The organism is Baekduia soli, from assembly GCF_007970665.1.
Lineage (GTDB): Bacteria > Actinomycetota > Thermoleophilia > Solirubrobacterales > Solirubrobacteraceae > Baekduia > Baekduia soli.
In genome coordinates, this window is record NZ_CP042430.1 from 1,270,517 (window position 1) to 1,292,127 (window position 21,611).

Consider the following 21,611-nt stretch of genomic DNA (forward strand, 5'->3'; position numbering starts at 1 on the left):
CATGGGCAAGATCCACGAGGGCCAGCCGGCACCGGACTTCGAGCTCCCCGACCAGTCCGGGTCGCCCGTGCGCCTGTCGAGCTTCCGGGGGCAGCGGGTGGTCCTCTACTTCTACCCCAAGGCCAACACGCCGGGCTGCACGACGCAGGCCTGCGGCGTGCGCGACCACGAGACCGACTACGAGGCGGCGGGCGCGGTCGTGCTCGGCGTCTCGCCCGACCCGGTCAAGGCCGTCAGGAAGTTCTACGAGAAGCAGGCGCTGAACTTCGAGCTGCTGGCCGACGAGGACCACGCGGTCTCCGAGGCCTACGGCGTCTGGGTCGAGAAGTCGATGTACGGCAAGACCTACTGGGGCGCCGCCCGCACGACGTTCGTCATCGACGAGGAGGGCATCGTGCGCAAGGTCATCAAGAAGGTCAAGCCCGCGACGCACGACGACGAGGTGCTCGCCGTGCTGCGCGACCTGGAGCCCGCCGCCTAGCATGGCCGCCATGTCCCGCCGCGACGACCTCGACGCCCTGTCCTCCAAGGAGCTGCACGACCGTGCCGTGCGGCGTGCCGAGCGCCACCTCGACGTGAAGTTCCTCTGGAACCTGATGCAGGTGGTCCCCGCGGCCAACGCGGCCGCCGGGCAGACCGACCAGGCCGACTACGACGTCGCCCACTGGAGCGGCCAGGTCGCCGACACGTTCCGCGACGACGACGGCAAGCTGTCCGACGCGCTGCGCCCGGTCTACCTCGACTACCTCGAGCAGCACCCCGACGCCTGAGCGGGCCCGGGCGGGACGACGCCCGGCCTCAATCCTGCCCCCGGCCGGTCGATCACCGGGACGACGACCCGCGAACGACCGGTGAAGGGACAGGACAACCCGACATGACGACCCAGGTGGCCGAGCGCTATCGGCTGGTGACCCGCTCCGACTTCGACGGGCTGGTGTGCGCCGCCCTGCTGAAGGAGCTCGGGATCCTCGACGACATCAAGTTCGTCCACCCCAAGGACATGCAGGACGGCCTCGTCGAGCTCACCGAGCGCGACATCACGACCAACCTGCCCTACGTCCCGGGCGTCCACCTGTCGTTCGACCACCACGACAGCGAGACCGTCCGCGTGACCGACTCGCCCGACAACCACGTCATCGTGGCCGGGGCCAAGTCCGCGGCGCGTGTCGTGTACGACTACTACGGCGGGGCGCAGCGCTTCACGCAGATCGGCGAGGACATCATGTCGGCGGTCGACAAGGCCGACGCCGCCGACTTCACCCGGGACGACATCGTGTCGCCCCAGGGGTGGGGCTACATCTCCTTCATCATGGACCCGCGCACCGGGCTGGGGCGCTTCCACGACTTCCGCATCTCCAACTACCAGCTCATGATGCAGCTCATCGACGACATCACGACGAAGTCGATCGACGAGATCCTGCAGACTCCCGACATCGCCGAGCGCGTCGACCTCTACCGCGCGCACGCCGACGGGGCGATCGACCAGGTCGCGCGCTGCAGCCGGACCCACGGCAACGTCGTGGTGCTCGACCTCCGCGAGGAGGACCCGATCCTGGCCACGAACCGGTTCATGGTCTACGCGGTGCGTCCCGAGTGCAACATCTCGATCCACATCCTCTGGGGCCGGGGCCGCCAGACCACCGTGTTCGCGGTGGGCAAGTCGATCCTGGACCGCTCGAGCACGACCGACGTCGGCGAGCTCATGCTCTCCTACGGCGGCGGCGGCCACATCGCGGCGGGCACCTGCCAGGTGCCCAACCAGGACGCCGAGCGCGTCCTGGGCGAGCTCATCGCCCGCATGAACCAGGACGGCTGAGGCCGCGACGCGCGCCGTCCGCGGGCGCGCGACGGCGTAGAGTCCGGCCCGATGTCGGTCCGCCCGGCCCGTGCGGAGGACGTGCGGCCGCTCGCCGCCGCGCTGTCGCGCGCCTTCCACGACGACCCGGTCACGGGCTGGGTCTACGCCTCCGAGCGCCGGCGCGCCCACTGGTCGTCGCGGTTCTTCCGCTGGCAGCTCGAGCGCCTGCTGCCCCAGGACGCCTGCTGGGCCACGGAGGCCGGCGACGGTGCCGCGCTGTGGGCCCTGCCCGACCGCTGGCGCGAGGAGGCCCGTGAGAGCATCACGCTGCTGCGGCGCACGATGCCCGGCGTGCTGCCCCGGCTCCCGCGGCTCGTGCGGGGCCTCGGGCAGGTCGAGGCCCGCCACCCCGTGGAGCGCCACCTCTACCTCGCGGTGCTCGGCGTGGACCCGGTGCGCCAGGGTCAGGGGCTGGGCTCGGCGCTCATCCGGCCCGGGCTCGAGCTCGCCGACCGCGAGGGCCTGCCGGCGTACCTCGAGACGGGCCGCGAGCGCAACCTGGCCTTCTACGGTCGCCACGGCTTCTCCGTCGTCGGCGAGCTCGACCTGCCCAAGGGCCCACGCGTGTGGTTCCTGTGGCGGGAGCCGGGGTAGGGGCGCGGGCGGCCCGGCGCCGGGCGCGACCCACGCCGCGGGGCGCGTACGGGACCTCGGGCGCCGGCGGTGCCGCCTGGGTCCACGCCCCTTCGCCGATCCGACCGGCGTCCGTGCCCCGCGGTCGCCGGCGGGGCACGCCACCCACGCGCCGACCCACCTCGTAGCCTGGCCGCCGTGACCCCTGCCGCGATCGTCTTCGACAACGACGGCCTGCTGCTCGACACCGAGGAGGCCTGGACGCGTGCGGAGACGACGCTCTTCGCCCGCCACGGCGGCACGTTCACCGCCGAGCACAAGCGCGACCTCATCGGGTCCTCGCACACCGTCGCCGCGGGCAGGATCGAGGCGATGCTCGGCCTCCCCGGCCGGGGCCTGGAGCTCATGGACGAGCTCGCCGCCCTCGTCCTGGAGGAGGCTCTGCACGACATCGAGCCGCGCCCGGGCGCCATCGACCTGGTCCACGCGCTGCGCGACGCCGGCATCCCGTACGCCGTGGCCAGCAACTCGCCGCGGGCGTTCGTCGACCGCGTCCTGCGCACCGCCGGGGTCGACGCGCTGTTCGCGGTGACCGTCGCCGGCGACGAGGTGCAGCACCCCAAGCCGGCGCCCGACATCTACCTCGAGGCCTGCCGCCGCCTGGGCGCCGACCCCGCAGCGTGCGTCGGGCTGGAGGACTCGCCGACGGGCGCGGCGTCCGCGCGCGCCGCGGGCCTGACCGTCATCGGCGTGCCCTACCTGCCCGACATGGCCATCCCGGACGCCGACGTCCTGGCGACCTCGCTCGCCGACGCGGTCGTGCACGAGACCTGCGGGCTCGTAGTCTCTGGCCGGTGACCCCCGTCCCCGCACCGATCGTCGCCGGCATCGGCGGCTTCTTCGATGCGGTGGGCCAGTTCTTCACCCAGCTGGCCGACATCAGCTGGGGGCCGCTGCTGCTCGGGATGCTGTGCTTCGGCACCTACCTGTCGATCCGCTCGCGGGCCTTCTACCACGTGCTGCGCGCCGCCTACCCGGCGGAGAGGATCGAGTTCAAGCGCATCTGGGGCGCCTACATCGCGGCCTACGGCTTCAACAACGTCGTCCCGGCCCGCGGCGGCGACGTCATCAAGCTCTTCCTCACGAAGACCTCGGTCCCCGACTCGACCTACTCGGCGATCGGCGCGGCCTTCTTCGTCGAGATCGGCTTCGACGCGACGATGGGCTTGTTCATCCTCATCTTCGCGTTCACGCAGGGCGTGTTCCCCAAGCCGCCGGACTTCTCCAAGCTCCAGGCGTTCGACCTCAGCTTCTTCGCGTCGCACCCGCGCTTCCTGCTGTTCCTGCTGACCGTGCTGGCGATCGCCGGCCTCGTCGGCTTCGCGCTGCTGAGCACGCGCGTGCGCGCGTTCTGGGCCAAGGTGCGCCAGGGCCTGACGATCATCTTCGACCGCCGCCGCTACTTCCGCGAGGTGTGGCTCGTGCAGTTCGGCGGCTGGTGCTTCCGCTTCGCCGCGTTCTGGTTCCTGCTCGACGCGTTCCACATCGGCGGGTCGGTCAAGAACGTGCTGCTCGTCCTGGGCGTCAACGCCGTCGCGGCGGTCGTGCCGTTCACGCCCGGCGGCGCGGGGGTCCAGCAGGCGTTCCTGGTCAAGGTGTTCGCCGGCGTGGCGTCGGGGGCGACGGTCGCGGCCTACTCCGTGGGCCAGCAGATCGCCATCGCGATCTTCAGCCTGGCCATCGGCTTCTTCGCGCTGGCCACCATCTTCAAGTTCCGGTCCTTCAAGGCCGTGCTCGCGGCCGGCCGCGAGCACCGCGAGTCCGAGCGCCAGGCCTCCGCGCGGACGGCGGGCGGGGGGCTACAGTAGAGCCATGGAAGGCTTCGGTGGGATGTTCGGAGACCCGGAAGAGCTCCAGCGCCGCATGGCGGAGTTCGCCGAGCAGATGCAGGGCCAGCAGCGCCTGGCCTGGGCCGACAACGCGATCGGGCTCGCGGTCCAGATGACCGTCGCGGCCGTCAACCGCGTCAACATCCAGGGCACGACCCAGGAGCAGGCCGAGCAGATCCGCGCCGTCATGGCGACGGTCTTCCCCGAGGCGGTCACGCTCGTCCGCGAAGCCCGCCAGGGCCTGCAGTAGCGCCGCGTCGACCCCGGGCGCGCCGAGCGCGGGCCGCGGCGGCCCCGGCGCCGATACCATCCGCGCCGTGGCGCAGCTCTCCCCCAGCCAGTTGGCGTGGCGTGGCCGGATCGAGACCGGTCTGCGGTTCGCCGCGCCCGTCCTCGACGTCGTGCTCGCCGCCGGCGACCGCCTGTCGCGCGTCGTCGACCGCGAGGAGCCCGAGCTGCTGCTCTCCGGGCGCCTCGGCCACGACGACCAGCCTGCGCTGGCCCATGGCCGCGACTGAGACCCCCGCCCGTCCGCCCGCGCAGGACGTCCTGGTGCGCGAGGCCCGGCTGCGCCCGCTCGTCGGCCTCGCGTCGCTGGCCGCCGCGATCCTGGCGGCCGCCGCCGGCGTGCTGCCCGGCGCGATCTACTCGGGCTTCCCGCGCGTCTACGTCCTGGACTCGATCCGGGCCGCCTCCGGACAGGACTTCGGCGGGGACGGCCTGCGCACGGCGCAGGTCCTGTTCATCCACGACAAGGCGCTGCCGCTGCTGGGCGCCAGCGTCGTCCAGGCGCTCATGGTCCTGCTGGTCGGCGCCGTGCTCGTCTTCCTGCTCGACGCCGCGCAGGCGCGCGGCGCGACGACGCCGCGCCTGGCGCGGCTGCTGGCGATGGTCGGCGCGGTGGCGTCGGCCGTCGGCGCCCTGCTGCTGCAGATCGGCGTGATGACCGAGGCCAGCACGTTCGCCGGCCAGTCCGACCACAGCACCGCCGCCGCCCACGACGCCGTGCGCGGCGGGCTGGTCGTCGCCGGCAGCGGCATCGGCTTCTTCGGCGGCCTCACGCTCGCCGCGGCGTTCGTCATGATCGCGATCGGCGCGATGCGCGTCGGCCTGCTGACGCGTTTCGTCGGCGTGCTCGGCGCGATCTGCGGCGTCCTGCTCGTCCTCGGCCCGGCCACGGGGTCCTCCACGTTCATCGTGCAGACGTTCTGGCTCGTCATGGTCGGCGTGCTGCTCCTGGGCCGCTGGCCGCGCGGCACGCCGCCGGCCTGGGCCGGCCTGGACGCCATCCCGTGGATGACCCAGCAGCAGGTGCGCGAGGCCCGCGCCGCGGGCGGCGGCGGGCCCGCCCCCGCCCGCGCGGCCCCCGCGCCGGCCGGTCCGGGCGTGCCCGGGGCCGCGCGCCGCAAGCGCAAGCGCCGCGGCTGATCCACCCGCCCGGCCCGGTCACGTCCGTCCGCTGACGGGGCGCCCGGGCTTCGCCGCGCGCCGACCCGGGAACCCTCCCTGCGACCACGTCATACCGGGGCGCCCGCCCCCTCCCGGGGCCCGCTCCGCGGACAGGAGAGGGCGCCGACAGGAGAGGGCGCACCATGGAGACATCGACCGCACGAGAGGCCCGGTTCGCGGTGGTCCGGGCGCGACGACCCCGCCGCCGCCCCGGCCGAGACCAGGTCCGCCCGGGCGGCGATCGCCGACTCCGGCCCGCTCGGCCTCGCGGGCTTCGCCCTGCTGACGGCCACGTTCTTGCTGCTGGGCATCGGCAACGCGGGCGCCCACACGTCGATGGCGAAGGCCGGCGGGTGGGTCGGCCTCGCCACCGCGGCGGCGGCATGGTATGCCTCGTTCGCGGCGGTGACGACGCGACCTTCGGGCGCAGCGTCCTGCCGGTGCGGCCGCTGAAGCCGACGGACGCCTGAACGACCACGACGACGCAGAGGAGCGGCTGACCATATGGCCGGCACGACCACGGATCTGGAACGACAGCTCGCGGAGCTGCTGGAGCAGGAGCGCTTCGAGCCGCCGCAGGCGTTCGTGCAGGACGCCCTGATCAAGGACCGCTCGGTGCACGAGGAGGCCGAGCGCGACCCGGAGGGCTGGTGGCGCGAGCAGGCCCGGGCGCTGCACTGGTTCTCCGAGCCCGAGCAGGCCCTGGACGACAGCAACCCCCCGTTCTACACGTGGTTCGCCGACGGCACCCTCAACGCGTCCTACAACTGCCTGGACCGCCACGTCGAGGCGGGCCTGGGCGACCGCGTCGCGTTCCACTGGCGCGGCGAGGAGGGCGAGGAGCGCGAGATCACCTACGCCTGGCTGCTCGAGCAGACCCAGCGGGCGGCCAACGCGCTCAAGGACCACGGGGTCGGCGAGGGCGACGTCGTCGGGATCTTCCTGCCGATGATCCCCGAGGTCGTCGTCGCCATGCTGGCCTGCGCGCGGATCGGCGCGCCGCACAACGTCGTCTTCGGCGGGTTCAGCGCCGAGTCGGTGCGCGAGCGCATGGAGTTCTCCGACGCCAAGGCGCTCATCACGGTCGACGGCGCGCGGCGCAAGGGCAAGGTCGCCGCCGTCAAGGCCGCCGTCGACGCGGTCGGCATGCCCGTCAAGACCACCATCGTGGTCAGGCACACGGGGCTGGAGGAGTGCCCGATGGGCGAGGGCGACGTCTGGTGGCACGAGGCGCTGGAGGCCGCCGACCCCGAGTGCGCGCCGGCGCAGCTGGGCGCCGAGCACCCGCTGTTCATCCTGTACTCGTCGGGCTCGACGGCCAAGCCGAAGGGCATCCAGCACACCACGGGCGGCTACCTGACGCACGTGGCGTGGACGCACAAGCACGTCTTCGACCTCAAGCCCGAGTCCGACGTGTACTTCTGCTCGGCCGACGTGGGCTGGATCACCGGCCACTCCTACATCGTCTACGGGCCGCTGCTGAACGCGACGACGTCGGTGATGTACGAAGGCGCCCCCGACTACCCGCACAAGGGCATCTGGTGGGAGCTCTGTGAGCGCTACGGGGCGACGATCTTCTACACCGCCCCGACGGCCATCCGCGCGTGCATCAAGTGGGGCGTCGAGCACGTCGAGAAGGCCGACCTGTCGAGGCTGCGGCTGCTGGGGACCGTCGGTGAGCCGATCAACCCCAAGGCCTGGCTGTGGTACTGGAAGGTCGTCGGCGGCGAGCGCTGCCCTGTCGTCGACACCTGGTGGCAGACCGAGACCGGCGGGATCATGATCACCACGCTGCCCGGCGCCCAGGCCATGAAGCCGGGCGTGGCGGGCACGCCCCTGCCCGGCATCGCGGCGGCCGTGCTGACCGAGGAGGGCGAGGAGGTCCCGCGCGGCACCCAGGGCCTGCTCTCCCTGAGCCGGCCGTGGCCGGGCATGCTGCGCACGCTGTTCGGCGACGACGACCGCTACGTCGGCACGTACTGGGAGAAGTGGGGGCCGGAGACCTACCTCGTCGGCGACGCCTCCAAGCAGGATGACGAGGACTACGTGTCGGTCATCGGGCGCGTCGACGACGTGCTCAACGTCTCGGGCCACCGGATGAGCACGGCCGAGATCGAGTCGGCGATCGTCTCCCACGGCAAGGTCGCCGAGGCCGCGGTCATCGGCGCGGCCGACGAGGACACCGGCCAGTCCGTGGCGGCCTTCGTGACGCTGGAGGGCGACCTGCAGGGCAGCGACGAGCTCGTCGCCGAGATCCGCGAGCACGTCGCGGTGCGCATCGGCAAGCTCGCCCGGCCCAAGCGCATCATCTGGGCCGACGACCTGCCCAAGACCCGCTCGGGCAAGATCATGCGCCGGCTGCTGAAGGACATCGCCGAGGGCCGCGAGCTGGGCGACGTGACGACCCTGCGCGACCCCCACGTGATGGCCCAGCTCGAGGGCAAGATCAAGGAGCGCGCCGACGACGACGCCTAGAGCCACAATGTGGCTCCATGCCGTCCTCGCCGACCGTCCGTGACGTCATCCTGCGGGACGGGGCCGCCCTGCGGCTCCGTTCGCCGCAGCCCGAGGACGAGGCGGACATCCGCGCGTTCTTCGACCGCCTGTCGTTCGAGAGCCGGTACATGCGCTTCCACGGTGCGGGCCGGACCGACCTCGTCTCGCGCGACTACGCCCAGGCCGACGGCGAGGCCCGGATGCCGCTGTTGGCCCACCTCGGCGACCGCATCGTGGCAGTGGCCGGCTATGACCGCCTGAACGAGCCCGACGCGGCCGAGGTCGCCTTCGCGGTCTCGGAGGAGATGCGCGGCCGCGGGCTGGCGACCCGCATGCTCGAGCAGCTCGCCGAGATCGCCGCGGGGCGCGGCATCACGCGCTTCGACGCAGAGGTCCTGGCCGACAACCGCGCGATGCTGCACGTGTTCTCCAACGTCGGCTTCGGCGTGCGGCGCGTCACCTCCCACGGGGTCGTGCACCTCGACCTCGACCTGCGCCCGACCGAGGCGCTGGCCGAGCGCATCGACGACCGCACCCACGCGGCGACCGTCGTCTCCCTGCAGGCGCTGCTGCGCCCGCAGTCGGTCGCCGTCGTCGGCGCCTCGTCGCGGCCGGGCAGCATCGGCGGGGCGATCTACCAGGCGATCATCCTCGGCGGCTTCGCGGGGGTGGCGACCCCCGTGCACCGCGACGGCGGGATCGTGGCCTCCACGCGCGCCGTGCGCTCGCTCGCCGAGCTGCCCGAGCCCGCCGAGCTCGCCGTCGTGGCCGTGGGCGCCGGTGACGTGCAGGCCGTGGCCGAGGAGGCCGCCGCCTGCGGCGTCCGCGCGCTGCTCGTGGTCTCCACGGGCTTCGGCGACACCGACGAGCCCGAGGGCCGCGCCCGCGAGGAGGCCCTGCTGGCGACCGTCCGCGCGCACGGGCTGCGGCTCGTGGGACCCAACGCGCTCGGCGTCGTCAACACGGACCCCGAGGTCGCGCTGCAGGCCCTGATCGGCCGGGTGCCCGTCCGCGCCGGCGGCCTCGGGCTGTCGTCGCAGTCCGGCGCGCTCGGGCTCGCCCTGCTCGGCCACGCCGCGGCGCGGCGCATGGGCGTCTCGTCCTTCCTGGCGCTCGGCAACCGCGCCGACGTGTCGACCAACGACGTCCTGGAGCACTTCGCCGACGACGAGCGCACGAAGGTCGTGGCCTTCTACGTCGAGTCCTTCGGCAACCCGCGGCGCTTCTCGCAGGTGGCCCGCCGCGTGTCGCGGCGCAAGCCGATCCTGGCCGTCAAGGGCAGCCGGCGCGCGGAGGGCGACGCACGCCAGAACCTGCGGATCGCCGCCGCGCTGACCGACGCCGCGGCGACCGAGGCCCTCTTCCACCAGGCCGGCGTGCTGCGCGTCGAGAGCACCCAGACGCTCTTCGACGCCGCGGAGTTCCTCGAGCGCCAGCCGCTGCCCGCCGGGCGCAGCATCGGCATCGTGACGAACTCGGGCGGCCTGGGCACGGTGGCCGCCGACGCGGCCGCGGTCCGCGGGCTGCGCCTGGCCCGCACGTCGGACGCCACGCGCGCGCGGCTGGCCGCGGACCTGCCCGCCGCCGACCGCATCGGCAACCCGATCGACCTCGGCGTGCGGGCGCCCGTCGACGACGAGCGTGCCGCGGTGCGCGCGCTGCTCGACGACGAGGGCGTCGACGCGGTCCTCGTGGTCCACGTCGGCCTGGGGGGCGACGACCCGGGCATGCGCCTGGCGGCCCTCGAGGACGCGGTCGCCGACGCGTCCAAGCCCGTCGCCGCGTGCGTGGTCGGCCTGGACGGCGAGCTGCCCGAGCGCGACGAGCGCCGCGTGCCCAACTACCGCTTCCCCGAGGCCGCCATCCGGGCGCTGGCCATCGCCGCCGACCGCCGCGACTGGCTCGGCCGCCGCCTCGGCCAGGCACCCGAGCTGCCCGGCTTCGACGCCGACGCCGCGCGCGTCCTGGTCGCCGGCGCGCAGGACGGCCGGCTCGACGCCGAGCAGGTCGTGGCGCTGCTGGGCACCGCGGGCCTGGCGCTGGCGCCCGGCGCGCGGGCCGTGCCCGAGGACGCCGTCGAGGTGCTCGTCGGCGCGGTCAACGACGCCGAGCTGGGGCCCGTGATCGGCGTCGGCGCGGGTGGCGGGCGCCCGCTCGTGCCGGGCGACGTCGCGTTCCGGCTGGCGCCGCTGACCGATGTCGACGCCGAGGACCTCGTCGACGCCCCGGCGGCGCTGCGCGCCGCGCTGGCGACGGGCCGCCACGACGTCGCGGCTCTGCGCGACGTCGTCCTGCGCGTCGCGGCGCTCGCCGATGCGCTGCCCGAGCTCGCCGAGGCCGAGCTGGACCCGGTCCGGGTGGCGCCCGGCGGGGTCACGGTGGCCGGGGCGCGGATGCGCATCGCCCCGCCGCCCCAGCGCGAGCGCGCGAAGACCTGGTAGCCGCCGGATGCCCGCCCAGGGGGCGGGATCCGGTCGCGGGTGTTCGCCCAGGGGGCGAAACCCGCAGTGCGGAGCTTGTCCCGCCGCGCCCCCTCTCCTAGGGTCGGGGCATGGGTCGCTACGAAGACGAATGCGCCAGGCACCGGTGGACGGTGCCCGAGCGCTACAACCTCGCCCACGACGTGTGCGACAAGCACCCGCGCGACAAGCTCGCGATGGTCTGGGAGCGCTTCGACGGCGAGCGCCGCGACGTCACCTGGGGCGAGATGCAGGACCTGGCCAACCAGGCCGCCCATGTGCTGGCCGACCACGGCGTGGTCAAGGGTGAGCGCGTCGCGGTCGTGCTGCCGCCGACGCCCGAGACCGCGGCGATCTTCTTCGGCACCTGGAAGCTCGGTGCGCTGCTGTTGTCGATGTCGGTCCTCTACGGCGACGACGGCATCCGCCACCGCCTGACCGACAGCGACCCCAAGGTGCTGGTCACCAACGCCGCCAACGCCGCTCGGTTCGCCGACTGGGGCGGCGAAGTCCTGATCCTGGACGCCGACGACGGCCTGCTGGCGGGCGCCTCGACCGAGCCCGTCGTCGCCGACACGTCCTCCGAGGACCCCGCCCAGCTCTACTACACGTCGGGCACCACCGGGCTGGCCAAGGGCATCGTCCACGCCCACCGCTACCTGCTGGCCCACGAGGAGTTCATCTACTGCCACGAGGTGCAGGACGGCGAGCGTTTCCATGGCATGGGCGAGTGGGCGTGGGCGGCGGGCATCGCGCCGCTGCTGGGGCCGTGGCGCCTGGGCGCCACGCAGGTCGTCATCCAGCGCGAGGGCGGGTTCGACCCCGCCCAGCAGCTGGACTTCCTCAGCCGTCACCGGGTCACCAACGTGTTCACGACCCCGACGGCGATGCGCTCCATGATGTCGATCGCCGACGCGGGCACCCGCTACCCGTGCGAGTTCCGCCGCGTGTGCAGCGCCGGCGAGCCGCTGAACCCGGAGGCCATCCGCTGGTTCCGCGAGCAGTACGGGCTGACCGTGCTGGACTACTACGGGCTGACCGAGTCCTATCCGCTCGTCGGCAACTTCCCGTGGATGGAGGTCCGCGAGGGCTCCATGGGCCGTCCCATGCCGGGCTGGGACGTGCGGATCCTCGACGAGGACGAGCGCGAGGTCGCCCAGGGCGAGCGCGGCGAGATCTGCCTGCGCGCCCGGTCCAACCCCCACTACCCGCTCGGCTACTGGAACAACGACGAGGCCGCGCGGGAGACCTTCGGCGGCGACTGGTTCCACACCAAGGACGCCGCGACGGCCGACGAGGACGGCTACATCTGGTATGCCGGGCGCGCCGACGATGTCATCATCTCGGCCGGCTACCGGATCGGCCCGTTCGAGGTCGAGTCGGCGTGCATCGAGCACCCCGCCGTGCGCGAGGCGGCGGCCGTCGCCTCGCCCGACGAGCGCCGCGGCACGATCGTCAAGGCGTTCATCGTGCTCGCCGAGGGCCACGAGGGCTCCGACGCGCTGGCCGAGGAGATCAAGGCCTTCGTGCGCGACCGGCTGTCGGCCTACGCCTACCCGCGCCGCATCGAGTTCGTGACCGACCTGCCCAAGACGCTGACGGGCAAGATCCGCCGCATCGAGCTGCGCGAGCAGGAGGCCGCGCGGTCCTGACCGGCGCTACTCGTAGACCACGACGTCCGGGCGTGGGCTCAGCGCCATGACCGCGCCCGGCGCCATCGTCCGGACGTCCTCCTTGTAGAACAGCTTGAACCCGCGCCCCAGCGTGGGCGTGCGGCGGATGAAGGCGTGGTACTTGGCCACCTTGACCACCGTGCTGCCGAAGCCGTCGACGTTGACCACGGTCGCCACGCCCGGTGAGGGGCGCAGGCGCTCGTCGCGGGTGATCATCCCGTCGGTGAACCGGTGCACCAGCAGCAGCTTCTCGGGCAGCGCCCGCTCGCGGACGATCCGAGACAGGTAGCCGGCGGCGGCGTTGACGACGTCGGCGTCGGTGCTGCCGATGACCTTCCCCGGCAGCTGGCCGGGGCCGACGTGCCACTCGGGATCCAGCGCGAGGCCGACGTCGGGCTCGCGCAGCCAGCGCGCCAGGCGCTCGATCTCGGGACCGAACTGGCCGCGGCCCGGCTGGATGTCGAGCACGAGCAGCGCGTGGACCCGGCGTGCGGCCGCGAGGTAGCGGTCGATCATCGCCGCGCTCATACGGTCGCGGTACAGCCCCGAGGGCCCGGGCGCGGCCGTGGCGACCGTCGAGATGAGCTCCAGGGCGGGCAGGACGTGGCGCGTGCGGCGGTCGTAGGGCCGCGCCTGGGCGAGCAGGCGGCGTGCGGCGTGGGCGGGCGTGCCGATCCCCAGGGCGCCGAGCTCGGGGTCGCGCGGGTTGCCGTAGAAGGCGACGACGCGCCGGTCGGGGAACAGGCGCCGCCCGCCCCCGGGCAGCTGCGTGGCAGGCGCGGCGCGCTCGCTCGCCGTCCGCTCCGTGGCGTCCGGGCGGCCGCCGCCGCCCGACGAGGCCCCCACCGCGACCCCGGCGCCGAGCGCGGCGAGCCCCACGACCGCCAGGGCGGCCAGGCGCCGCCGTCGGACCACCGCGCGCTCCACGCGTGCATCATGCCCGCTGGGAGGGGGCGGGCGAACCTGTCCGCGCGCCGGCGGCGACCTCGACATCCGCCGCGGCGGCGTCGAACCCGGGCCGCGATCGGCGTCCGAGTCGGTAAGGATGGGGGAGATGGCTCTCCTGAACGGCAAGAAGCTCCTGATCACCGGCGTGCTCACCGACCGCTCGATCGCCTACTCCGTCGCGCGGCGGGCGCAGGAGGAGGGCGCCGAGATCGTCCTCACCGGCTTCGGGCGCGCCATGCGGCTGACCCAGCGGATGGCCCAGCGGCTGCCCGACCCGCCCGACGTCCTCGAGCTCGACGTCACCGACGACGCGCAGCTCGCCGCCGTCGCGCAGGAGCTCGAGGGCCGCTGGGGCGCCCTGGACGGCGTCCTGCACGCCATCGCGTTCGTGCCCGGTGACGCGCTCGGCGGGCGCTTCATGGAGGCGCCGGCCGCCAGCGCGCTCAGCGCGTTCGAGATCAGCGCGTTCTCGCTGAAGTCGCTCGGCGCGGCGTTCGCCCCGCTGCTGGAGCGTGCCGAGGGCGGCGGCTCGCTCGTCGGACTGGACTTCGACGCCACCCGGGCGTGGCCGATCTACGACTGGGCCGGCGTCTCCAAGGCCGCGCTGGAGTCCGTCAACCGCTACCTGGCCCAGTACCTCGGGCCGCGCGGCATCCGCTCCAACCTCGTCGCCGCGGGGCCGCTGCGCACGATGGCCGCCGGCGCGATCGAGGGCTTCGACGTCCTCGCCCAGGCGTGGGAGACCGGCGCGCCGCTGGGCTGGGACCTCGAGGACCCCGACCCGGTCGCGGACGCCTGCCTCTTCCTGCTCTCGTCGCTGTCGCGCGCGATCACCGGCGAGATCCTGCACGTCGACGGCGGCTTCCACGCCCTCGGCGTGCACGGTGTCACGCCCCCCGCGCCCGGCGCGGCGGCCTGAGCGATGGCGGGCCCCGACGAGGAGCGCACGCGCCGGCGCGTGCACGTGCGCTGGCGCGACCTGGACACGCTCGGCCACCTCAACTCCTCGGTCTACCACGAGTACCTCGAGGAGGGCCGTGGCGCGCTGGTCGCCGGGCTCGGCGACGACCCGGCCGACCCGTTCCCGTGGGTGCTGGCCCACATCGAGCTCGACTACCGCCACGAGGTGCGCCGCGAGCACGGCTACGTCGAGATCGTCACGGGGGTCGAGCGCGTCGGGTCCAAGAGCGTGACGACGACCCAGCGCGTCCTGCTGCCCGACGGGACCGTCGCGGCCGAGGGCCGCGCGATCATCGTCGCCTGGGACGGCCGTGCGCGCGGCTCGCGGCCGCTGGGCGAGCGCGAGCGCGCCGTGCTCGGGGGGCTCGCGGCCGCCGACGGCTGATCAGCGCCTGAACGACCGCGACGACACGGTGTCCAGCACGACCTTGGGCAGGTGGGAGGCCAGCTTGCCCAGCGCCGACTTGCCGCCGGGCCCGAGCACGTCGTCGTCGGCCGCGATCGCACGGGCGATCTTGTCGGCCCAGGACTCCGGCGACTGGCGGTCCCACCCGTCGAGCGTGCCGAAGTGGGGCTCGAGCAGACGCTTGGTGTCGTCGAGCATCTCGGTGGCGATGCCGCCGGTGATGACGTGCAGCGTCGTGACCGGCGTGGGCGCCAGCTCGCGCCGCAGCGACTCGGTGAAGGCCGCCACGCCGCCCTTGGACGCCGCGTAGGTGCTCACGGCCGGGAAGTTGACGTAGCCCGAGACGCTCGAGTTGTTGACGATCTTGCCCGAGCCGCGGGCCAGCATGATCGGCAGCAGCCGGTGGGTGAGGTGGATCGTGCCGAGCAGGTTGACCTGGATCAGGCTGTAGATCTGCTCGAGGTCCTGCTCCTCCAGCAGCCCGGCCGTGAACTGGCCGGCGTTGTTGACGAGCACGTCGATGGCGCGCAGGTCATCGCCCAGGCCGTCCAGCCCGGCGTCGATGGACTCGCGCGAGGAGAGGTCGAGCGCGACGGGCACGACCGTGCCCTGCCCGGCCGGGATGGGATCGTAGGCCGAGACGTCGCGCACGCCGGCCAGCACGCGCACCGGCTCGCGCGCCAGGCGCTGGGCGATGGCGCGGCCGATCCCGCGGTTGGCGCCGGTGACCAGGACGGTGATGCCGTGCAGCTCCATGGTCCTGCAGTGTCCCGCACGTGGCCCCGGGCAACGGCGCAGGCGCCAACCCGGCGCCCGAGCGCTCGGCTCAGTCCTCGGCGGGGCCGGCGGTGGGCTTGGAGTACACCGCGCGCCACCACAGCTCGGCGAGCACGCGGATGGACTGGTGGGCGTCGCCGCCGCCCTGGATGAGCTCCAGCGTGACGTGGCGCTCGACCATCGCCAGCAGGGCCTGCGCGGCCAGCCGCGGCGGGATGTCGGACGGCGCGATGCCGCGGGCCTGATCGCGCGCGATGCGCGACACCGCCCCTTCGACGAAGCGCACGACGTAGGGCGCCCACTGCGGCGGGAGCCGATCCTCCTCGCCGGAGAGCATGGCCGCGAGCGTGAGCACGTGCGCGTTGCTGTCGATGACCTTGACGGCGCGGGCCAGGCCGCGGCGCAGCTCGGCCCGCGGGTCCCCGGTGCCCTCGAGGTACGGCGACGCCGCCTCGTACATGTCCATGAACGCACGGGCGATCAGCCGGTCGACGAGCGCGCGCTTGTTCGGGAAGTAGAAGTACAGCGCCGTGCGCGACGTGAAGGCGCGCCGGGCGATCGTGTCCATCGTCAGCCGGCGGTAGGGCGTGTCGGCCAGCGCGTCGCGCGCGGCGTCGAGGATCGCCTCCTCGGTCGCGTTGCGCGACTCACTGCCCAATGGCTCGCCGGCCGGGTGGGTCACTCCATCACGCGCCCAGCTCCAGGACGTGCGCGATGCGGTCGCGCGTGTCCTGCGGGGCCACGACCTCGTCGACGAACCCGGCCGCGGCGGCGATGCGCACCGGGAGGTGCTCGGCGGCGTAGGCCTCGGCCAGCAGCGCGGCGTCGGCACCGGCCTCGATCTCCCGGCGGCGGACCAGCTCGACCGCCTGGCGCGCGCCCATGACGCCGATCCTGGCGTCCGGCCAGGCGAGCGTGAGGGTGGCACCGAGGTCGCGGGAGTTCATGACGATGTGCGCCCCACCATACGCCTGCCGCAGGGTGACCGTCACCCGAGGCACGGTCGCGCGGGCGAACGCGCGCAGCAGCGACGCGCCGTGGCGCAGCACGCCGGCCTGCTCCTGCGTGGCGCCCGGCAGGAAGCCCGGCGTGTCGGAGAGCACGACGAGCGGGATGCCGAAGCGGTCGCACAGGTTCACGAACCAGGCGCCCTTCTCGGCCGCCGCGGCGTCCAGGCAGCCGCCGAGGTAGCGCGCCTGGTTGGCGATGACGCCGACCGGACGGCCCTCGATGCGGCCGAAGGCCACGGTGAGGTTGCGCGCCCACTTCGGCGCCAGCTCGAGCAGCTCGCCGCCGTCCAGCAGCGCCGCGGCGACGTCGCGGACGTCGTAGACCTGCCGGTCGGAGGCCGGCAGCGCGTCGGACGGGTCGTGGCCCGGCGCGTCGGCCGGCACGACCAGCGGCGGCGTCGCGCCGATGCGGTCGGGCAGGAACATGAGCAGCTCGCGGGTGAGCTCGGCGGCGTGCACGTCGTCGCGGGCCACGAGGTGCGAGACGCCGTTGGCGCCGTGCACCTTGGGGCCGCCGAGGTCCGGCGCGCTGATCTGCTCGCGCGTGACGCGCTCGATGATCTTGGGGCCCGTGAGGAACATCACGGCCTCCTGGGTCATCACGACGAAGTCGCCGAGCGTCGGCGAGTATGCCGCGCCGCCCGCGCACGGGCCGCTGATCACGCTGATCATCGGCACGGTGGCCAGCGACTGCGCGCGGAAGATCCGCGCGTAGGCCGTCAGCGCCGCCACGCCCTCCTGCAGCCGGGCGCCGCCGGAGTGCGGGAAGCCGACGACCGGCACGCCCAGCGTGTCGGCGCGCTCGATCGTGCGGGCGATCGTCTCGCCGCCCGCCGAGCCCAGCGACCCGCCCTTGTGGCCGCCGTCCTGCGCCCAGGCGCAGACCGGCCGGCCGCGCACGCGCCCGCTGCCCGCGAGCACGCCGTCGCCGACGGCGGTGCGCATCGGCCGGAACGTTCCCGGGTCGAAGAGCAGCTCGAGCCGTGCCCGTGCTGCGAGGTGGTGGTCCGGTGCGACGTCGAAGACTGCGCTCATGTCAGGCCGCCTGGAGGACGAGGGTTGCGTTCTGGCCACCGAAGCCGAACGAGTTGCTCAGCGCCACCTTGAGGTCGGGCGCCTCGCGGGGCGCGCCCGCGATGTGGTCGGCCTCGCATTCGGGGTCGATCTGCTCGAGGCCGAGGGTGGGCGGGAGGGCGCCGTGGCGCAGCGCCTCGACGCACGCCACGGCCTCGATCGCGCCGGCCGCGCCGAGCGTGTGCCCGATCGCGCCCTTGCAGGAGGAGACCGGCGGGCCGTCGTCGCCCATGACGTCGCGCAGCGCCTTGCTCTCCACCCGGTCGTTGATCGGGGTGCTCGTGCCGTGGGCGTTGACGTAGCCCACGTCGGCCGGGGAGAGGTCGGCGTCGCGCAGCGCGGCGCGCATGGCCTCGATCGCGCCGCGGCCGTTCTCCTCGGGCTGCGTGATGTGGAAGGCGTCGTTGGAGGCGCCGTAGCCGACGACCCGCGCCAGGACCTTGGCCCCGCGGGCCACGGCGTGCTCCTCGCGCTCGAGGACCAGCACGGCCGCGCCCTCGCCCATGACGAAGCCGTCGCGGCGTTCGTCGAACGGGCGCGAGACGCCCTCGCGCGACAGGGCGCCCATGCGCCGGAACGCGGCGAGGCACAGGCCGATGAGCGCGGCCTCCGTGCCGCCGGCGACCACGACGTCGGCGTCGCCGCGCTCGATCATGCGCTTGGCTTCGCCGATGGCGTGGGCGCCCGTGGCGCAGGCCGAAGCGACCGAGAAGCCGGGGCCGTGCGCGCCGAGGCGCATCGCGACCTGGCCGGCGGCGGCGTTGGGCATCATCATCGGGACGAAGAGCGGGGACACCGCGCGGTCGCCCTTGGTGAGCCAGTTCTCGCACTCGATCGCCATGGTCGTCAGCCCGCCGACGCCCGTGCCGATGATCACGCCGACGCGGGCGGGGTCGACCTCGCCCATGAGACCCGCCTCGGCCGCGGCCTCGTCGGTCGCGGCGACCGCCAGCTGGGTGAAGCGGTCGTTGCGGCGCACCTCCTTGGGCGTCATCGAGGTCTCCGGATCGAACTCGGCGCAGGGGGCGATGCCCTCGTCGCCGATCCCGCTGCGGAGCTTCAGCAGCGCGTCGAAGAAGGTGTCGGCCCCGTTGCCCAGCGACGAGACGACGCCACGGCCGGTGACGACGATCGAGCCCATCTACGCGGTCGCGCCCTGGAGGCGCTCGACCAGGGTGATGGCGTCGCCCACGGAGGCGATGCCCTTGAGGTCGGGGTCGGCGATCTGCACGTCGAAGCGGTCTTCGAGCGCCTTGACGAGCTCGACGAGGTCGAGCGAGTCGACGTCGAGCTGCTCCCACGTCGTGTCGGGCTGCGCGGTCTCGGCGTCGGGGACCTTGATCGCGGCGAGCTCGGTGCGGATCGCCTCGAGGATCTCCTGCTGGGTGGCCATGGTGTCGGTTGCTCCTGGTGGTTCGGGGTCAGGGTGCAGAGCGTCAGGCGCCCAGGCCGCCGTCGACGGCGAGGGTCGCTCCGTTGATGTAGGCCGCGTCGTCGCCGACGAGGAAGGACACCGCGGCGGCGACCTCCTCCGGCGTTCCGACGCGTCCCGCCGGGACCGCGCTCTTGAGGTCCCCGGCAAGGTCGTGGGTCATCTCGGTGTCGATGACGCCGGGCGTCACGGCGTTGCACGTGATGCCGCGCTTGCCCATCTCGCGGGCGATGACGCGCGTGAAGCCCAGCAGGCCGGCCTTGGAGGCCACGTAGTTGGCCTGGCCCGGGTTCGCCCGCTCGGCGACGACCGAGGAGATGTTGACGATGCGGCCCCAGCGGGCCTTGAGCATGTCGTCGAGGCCGCGCTTGGTGCAGTGGAACGCGCCGTTGAGGTTCGTGTCGATGACGCGCGTCCAGTCCTCGTCGGGCATGCGGATCGCGAGGCCGTCGGCGGTGATGCCGGCGTTGTTGACGAGCGCGAGGATCTTGCCGAAGCGCTCGCGCACCTCGTCGAACGCTGCCTGGACCTCGGCGGGGTCGGCGACGTCGGCGCGCACGTCGGCGGCCTCGCTGCGCCCGAGCGTCGCGACGGTCCAGCCGTCGCCGCGCAGGCGCTCCGCGATCGCGGCGCCGATGCCGCGCGTGCCGCCCGTGACGACGGCCACGCCCTCGTCACGCCCGGACATCGCGGCGCTCCTTCCAGCTCACGATGCCCGCGCCCCACACGAAGCCCGCGCCGAAGGCGGTCATCGCGATGGTGGCGCCGGGGCGCAGGCGCCCATCGGCCTCGGCCTGGGCCAGGGCCAGCGGGATCGACGCCGACGACGTGTTGGCGACGCGGTCGACGTTCATGACGACCTTCTCGGGCGGCAGGCCCATCTCCGCGGCGGCCACCTCGATGATGCGCGAGTTGGCCTGGTGGGCGACGAAGAGGTCGATGTCGGCCATCTGCAGGCCGGCGGCCTCGAGCGCCTCGTGCGTGGACTGCACCATGCGCGCGACGGCGTGGCGGTAGACCTCACGGCCCTCCATGCGCAGCTTGCGGTCCACGTTGTCGGCGTAGAGCAGGTCCCCCTGCTCGGGGTCGCAGCCCAGCACGAAGCGCGGGCAGCCGCGGTCCAGCTCGCCCGCGGCCACGACGACCGCGCCGGCGCCGTCGCCGAAGAGCACGGCCGTGCCGCGGTCCTCGAGGTCGGTGAGGCGGCTCAGGGCCTCGGCGCCGCAGACCAGCACGACGCGCGCACGGCCGGTCTCGACGAGCGCGGCGGCCTGGTCCAGCGCGTAGAGGAAGCCGGCGCAGGCGGCGTTGAGGTCGACGGCGGCCGCGCCGTGGGCGCCGATGAGCCGGGCGACCTCGGGGGCCAGGCCCGGCGTGACGCGATCGGGGGTGATCGTCGTGACGATGATCTGGTCGACCTCGTCGGCGGTGCGTCCGGCGTCGCGCAGGGCCGCGAGGCACGCCTCGGCGGCCAGCGGGGCGATCGGCTCGCCCTCGGCGAGCCAGTGGCGGCTGCGGATGCCGGTGCGCCGGACGATCCACTCGTCCGTGGTGTCCAGCGTGGACTCGAAGTGGTCGTTGCCCACGACGGCCTCGGGCAGCCCGATGCCGACGCCGAAGAGCCCGGCGACCGTCCCCTTGGGCAGCGGGCGGCCCAGGCGCCGGCGGGGCGCCACGCCGACGGGCGCGCTGTGGCCGAAGCGGTGGGTCGGCGTGGTCGTCGCCGCGCTCGTGGAGGTCTGGACCGCCATCAGGCCGTCGTCAGGGTTCGCTTGACAAGCCCGGTCAGGACGGCGCCCGGACCGTGCTCGACGAAGCGCTCGACGCCCGCGGCTCGCAGTGCCAGCAGCGTCTCGCGCCAGCGCACGCCGCGCAGGAGGTTGGCGCTGAGCTCGCGGCGCACGTCGGTGAACGGGGCGGCGGTGCCGTTGCCGTAGACGGGGAACGCGCCGGGCTGCAGCTCCACGCGCTCCAACGCCACCCGCAGGCGCTCGGCGGCCGGCTCCATGAGCGGGGAGTGGAACGCGCCGGAGACGTCCAGGCGGCGGGCGCGGGCGCCGGTCTCCTCCCGGGCGGCCTCCTCGGCGGCGGCCACCGCGTCGGCGGCGCCGGAGAGCACGAGCTGGCCCGGGGCGTTGTCGTTGGCGATCGTGAGGTGCAGGCGGGCGGCCAGGGCGCGCACGGCGTGGTCGTCGCCGCCGAGCATGGCGACCATGCCGCCCTCGGCCAGCTCGCCCGCGTCGGCCATGGCGGCGGCGCGCTCAGCCACGAGGCTCACGGCATCGTCGAAGCGCAGGACGCCCGCTGCGACCAGGGCCGCGTACTCGCCGAGCGAGTGGCCCGCGGCCGCGCGGACCTCGGCGGCGTCGTCGGCCTGCTCGTGGCGCCAGATGTCCCACGCGGCCACGCTGCAGAGCAGGATCGCGGGCTGCTGGAAGCGGGTTCCCTCGTGCAGGCGCTCGAAGGGGTCGAACCCGAGCAGCTCCAGCCCGCGCTCGAAGGCGGGATGGCCGCGGTACGGCTCGTCCATATCGGGCGCATGGCTGCCCTGGCCCGGGAAGATCGCGGCGATCGATGGCACTGCCCATACGTAGCGTGGTTTGCGCC

Annotated in this window: 24 protein-coding genes; 15 read left to right on the forward strand and 9 right to left on the reverse strand. The window is 73.9% G+C overall.

Features of this window, described 5'->3' with window-relative positions; translation table 11 throughout:
• Position 1: 1 nt before the first annotated feature.
• The 13 genes from bcp (at position 2) to FSW04_RS06030 (ending at position 12,376) form a co-directional block, all read left to right on the forward strand.
• Entirely contained in the window at positions 2-481 is a 480-nt protein-coding gene (gene bcp, locus FSW04_RS05970; protein WP_146917317.1) for a thioredoxin-dependent thiol peroxidase, read from the forward strand.
• Positions 482-491: 10 nt separating this feature from the next.
• A complete protein-coding gene (locus FSW04_RS05975) occupies positions 492-770 on the forward strand; it encodes a hypothetical protein (RefSeq protein ID WP_146917320.1) in 279 nt (92 codons plus the stop codon).
• Between the two features lie 104 nt (positions 771-874).
• A complete protein-coding gene (locus FSW04_RS05980; RefSeq protein WP_146917324.1) occupies positions 875-1,816 on the forward strand; it encodes a DHH family phosphoesterase in 942 nt (313 codons plus the stop codon).
• A gap of 51 nt (positions 1,817-1,867) precedes the next feature.
• Positions 1,868-2,452, forward strand: coding sequence for a GNAT family N-acetyltransferase (locus FSW04_RS05985; RefSeq protein WP_146917327.1), 585 nt, complete (start codon positions 1,868-1,870; stop codon positions 2,450-2,452).
• A 177-nt stretch (positions 2,453-2,629) separates the two neighbouring features.
• Entirely contained in the window at positions 2,630-3,289 is a 660-nt protein-coding gene (locus tag FSW04_RS05990) for an HAD family hydrolase (RefSeq protein WP_228430935.1), read from the forward strand.
• Positions 3,286-4,299, forward strand: coding sequence for a lysylphosphatidylglycerol synthase transmembrane domain-containing protein (locus FSW04_RS05995; RefSeq protein ID WP_146917330.1), 1,014 nt, complete (start codon positions 3,286-3,288; stop codon positions 4,297-4,299). Before FSW04_RS05990 ends, FSW04_RS05995 begins: the two co-directional genes overlap by 4 nt.
• A gap of 4 nt (positions 4,300-4,303) precedes the next feature.
• The gene (locus tag FSW04_RS06000; protein WP_146917333.1) at positions 4,304-4,570 is read left to right on the forward strand and encodes a hypothetical protein; all 267 of its coding nucleotides are present in this window, start codon (positions 4,304-4,306) and stop codon (positions 4,568-4,570) included.
• A 67-nt stretch (positions 4,571-4,637) separates the two neighbouring features.
• Entirely contained in the window at positions 4,638-4,838 is a 201-nt protein-coding gene (locus FSW04_RS06005) for a hypothetical protein (protein WP_146917335.1), read from the forward strand.
• Positions 4,825-5,748: a hypothetical protein gene (locus FSW04_RS06010; protein ID WP_146917338.1), complete on the forward strand. Its 924-nt coding sequence runs from the start codon at positions 4,825-4,827 to the stop codon at positions 5,746-5,748. Before FSW04_RS06005 ends, FSW04_RS06010 begins: the two co-directional genes overlap by 14 nt.
• A 318-nt stretch (positions 5,749-6,066) precedes the next feature.
• Positions 6,067-6,222: a GPR1/FUN34/YaaH family transporter gene (locus FSW04_RS28320; protein ID WP_187369287.1), complete on the forward strand. Its 156-nt coding sequence runs from the start codon at positions 6,067-6,069 to the stop codon at positions 6,220-6,222.
• Between the two features lie 51 nt (positions 6,223-6,273).
• Positions 6,274-8,244 carry an acetate--CoA ligase gene (acs, locus tag FSW04_RS06020; RefSeq protein WP_146917341.1) on the forward strand — a complete coding sequence of 657 codons (1,971 nt, stop codon included), beginning with the start codon at positions 6,274-6,276 and terminating at the stop codon, positions 8,242-8,244.
• A 17-nt stretch (positions 8,245-8,261) separates the two neighbouring features.
• On the forward strand, positions 8,262-10,706 hold the full coding sequence (locus tag FSW04_RS06025; RefSeq protein WP_146917344.1) for a bifunctional acetate--CoA ligase family protein/GNAT family N-acetyltransferase: 2,445 nt from the start codon (positions 8,262-8,264) through the stop codon (positions 10,704-10,706).
• 110 nt (positions 10,707-10,816) lie between these two features.
• Positions 10,817-12,376, forward strand: a complete 1,560-nt coding sequence (locus FSW04_RS06030) for an acyl-CoA synthetase (RefSeq protein ID WP_146917347.1) — start codon at positions 10,817-10,819, stop codon at positions 12,374-12,376.
• 6 nt (positions 12,377-12,382) lie between these two features.
• On the opposite strand, the gene FSW04_RS06035 is transcribed toward FSW04_RS06030, so the two are convergent.
• Positions 12,383-13,324, reverse strand: a complete 942-nt coding sequence (locus FSW04_RS06035; protein ID WP_146917350.1) for a hypothetical protein — start codon at positions 13,322-13,324, stop codon at positions 12,383-12,385.
• A 127-nt stretch (positions 13,325-13,451) separates the two neighbouring features.
• On the opposite strand from FSW04_RS06035, the gene fabI reads away from it, so the two are divergent.
• Positions 13,452-14,264 carry an enoyl-ACP reductase FabI gene (fabI, locus tag FSW04_RS06040; protein ID WP_146917353.1) on the forward strand — a complete coding sequence of 271 codons (813 nt, stop codon included), beginning with the start codon at positions 13,452-13,454 and terminating at the stop codon, positions 14,262-14,264.
• Positions 14,265-14,267: 3 nt separating this feature from the next.
• Entirely contained in the window at positions 14,268-14,690 is a 423-nt protein-coding gene (locus FSW04_RS06045) for an acyl-CoA thioesterase (RefSeq protein WP_146917355.1), read from the forward strand.
• Here the strand turns inward: FSW04_RS06045 and FSW04_RS06050 are convergent, their stop codons facing one another.
• The 8 genes from FSW04_RS06050 to FSW04_RS06085 form a co-directional block, all read right to left on the reverse strand.
• The gene (locus FSW04_RS06050) at positions 14,691-15,467 is read right to left on the reverse strand and encodes an SDR family NAD(P)-dependent oxidoreductase (RefSeq protein ID WP_146917359.1); all 777 of its coding nucleotides are present in this window, start codon (positions 15,465-15,467) and stop codon (positions 14,691-14,693) included.
• A gap of 70 nt (positions 15,468-15,537) precedes the next feature.
• Positions 15,538-16,146, reverse strand: coding sequence for a TetR/AcrR family transcriptional regulator (locus FSW04_RS06055; protein WP_187369288.1), 609 nt, complete (start codon positions 16,144-16,146; stop codon positions 15,538-15,540).
• Between the two features lie 28 nt (positions 16,147-16,174).
• A complete protein-coding gene (locus FSW04_RS06060; RefSeq protein WP_146917365.1) occupies positions 16,175-17,533 on the reverse strand; it encodes an acyl-CoA carboxylase subunit beta in 1,359 nt (452 codons plus the stop codon).
• A gap of 1 nt (position 17,534) precedes the next feature.
• Complete coding sequence (locus FSW04_RS06065) at positions 17,535-18,713, reverse strand: beta-ketoacyl-[acyl-carrier-protein] synthase family protein (RefSeq protein ID WP_146917369.1); 1,179 nt, start codon at positions 18,711-18,713, stop codon at positions 17,535-17,537.
• Positions 18,714-18,965, reverse strand: a complete 252-nt coding sequence (locus FSW04_RS06070) for an acyl carrier protein (RefSeq protein WP_146917372.1) — start codon at positions 18,963-18,965, stop codon at positions 18,714-18,716.
• A 43-nt stretch (positions 18,966-19,008) separates the two neighbouring features.
• Positions 19,009-19,692, reverse strand: a complete 684-nt coding sequence (fabG, locus tag FSW04_RS06075) for a 3-oxoacyl-ACP reductase FabG (RefSeq protein WP_146917374.1) — start codon at positions 19,690-19,692, stop codon at positions 19,009-19,011.
• The gene (locus FSW04_RS06080) at positions 19,679-20,755 is read right to left on the reverse strand and encodes a beta-ketoacyl-ACP synthase 3 (protein WP_146917377.1); all 1,077 of its coding nucleotides are present in this window, start codon (positions 20,753-20,755) and stop codon (positions 19,679-19,681) included. Before FSW04_RS06080 ends, fabG begins: the two co-directional genes overlap by 14 nt.
• Positions 20,755-21,534, reverse strand: a complete 780-nt coding sequence (locus FSW04_RS06085; RefSeq protein WP_146917380.1) for an ACP S-malonyltransferase — start codon at positions 21,532-21,534, stop codon at positions 20,755-20,757. Before FSW04_RS06085 ends, FSW04_RS06080 begins: the two co-directional genes overlap by 1 nt.
• Positions 21,535-21,611 lie beyond the last annotated feature (77 nt).

Bases quoted from the DNA above. Each gene is read 5' to 3' on its own strand.
- fabI (WP_146917353.1), top strand. From the start codon at position 13,452: ATGGCTCTCCTGAACGGCAAGAAGCTCCTGATCACCGGCGTGCTCACC.
- FSW04_RS05980 (WP_146917324.1), top strand. From the start codon at position 875: ATGACGACCCAGGTGGCCGAGCGCTATCGGCTGGTGACCCGCTCCGAC.
- FSW04_RS06000 (WP_146917333.1), top strand. From the start codon at position 4,304: ATGGAAGGCTTCGGTGGGATGTTCGGAGACCCGGAAGAGCTCCAGCGC.
- fabG (WP_146917374.1), bottom strand. From the start codon at position 19,692: ATGTCCGGGCGTGACGAGGGCGTGGCCGTCGTCACGGGCGGCACGCGC.
- FSW04_RS06080 (WP_146917377.1), bottom strand. From the start codon at position 20,755: ATGGCGGTCCAGACCTCCACGAGCGCGGCGACGACCACGCCGACCCAC.
- FSW04_RS06085 (WP_146917380.1), bottom strand. From the start codon at position 21,534: ATGGACGAGCCGTACCGCGGCCATCCCGCCTTCGAGCGCGGGCTGGAG.
- FSW04_RS06025 (WP_146917344.1), top strand. From the start codon at position 8,262: ATGCCGTCCTCGCCGACCGTCCGTGACGTCATCCTGCGGGACGGGGCC.
- FSW04_RS06010 (WP_146917338.1), top strand. From the start codon at position 4,825: ATGGCCGCGACTGAGACCCCCGCCCGTCCGCCCGCGCAGGACGTCCTG.
- acs (WP_146917341.1), top strand. From the start codon at position 6,274: ATGGCCGGCACGACCACGGATCTGGAACGACAGCTCGCGGAGCTGCTG.
- FSW04_RS06030 (WP_146917347.1), top strand. From the start codon at position 10,817: ATGGGTCGCTACGAAGACGAATGCGCCAGGCACCGGTGGACGGTGCCC.
- FSW04_RS05985 (WP_146917327.1), top strand. From the start codon at position 1,868: ATGTCGGTCCGCCCGGCCCGTGCGGAGGACGTGCGGCCGCTCGCCGCC.
- FSW04_RS06060 (WP_146917365.1), bottom strand. From the start codon at position 17,533: ATGAGCGCAGTCTTCGACGTCGCACCGGACCACCACCTCGCAGCACGG.
- bcp (WP_146917317.1), top strand. From the start codon at position 2: ATGGGCAAGATCCACGAGGGCCAGCCGGCACCGGACTTCGAGCTCCCC.
- FSW04_RS06065 (WP_146917369.1), bottom strand. From the start codon at position 18,713: ATGGGCTCGATCGTCGTCACCGGCCGTGGCGTCGTCTCGTCGCTGGGC.
- FSW04_RS06045 (WP_146917355.1), top strand. From the start codon at position 14,268: ATGGCGGGCCCCGACGAGGAGCGCACGCGCCGGCGCGTGCACGTGCGC.
- FSW04_RS05975 (WP_146917320.1), top strand. From the start codon at position 492: ATGTCCCGCCGCGACGACCTCGACGCCCTGTCCTCCAAGGAGCTGCAC.
- FSW04_RS06070 (WP_146917372.1), bottom strand. From the start codon at position 18,965: ATGGCCACCCAGCAGGAGATCCTCGAGGCGATCCGCACCGAGCTCGCC.
- FSW04_RS06050 (WP_146917359.1), bottom strand. From the start codon at position 15,467: ATGGAGCTGCACGGCATCACCGTCCTGGTCACCGGCGCCAACCGCGGG.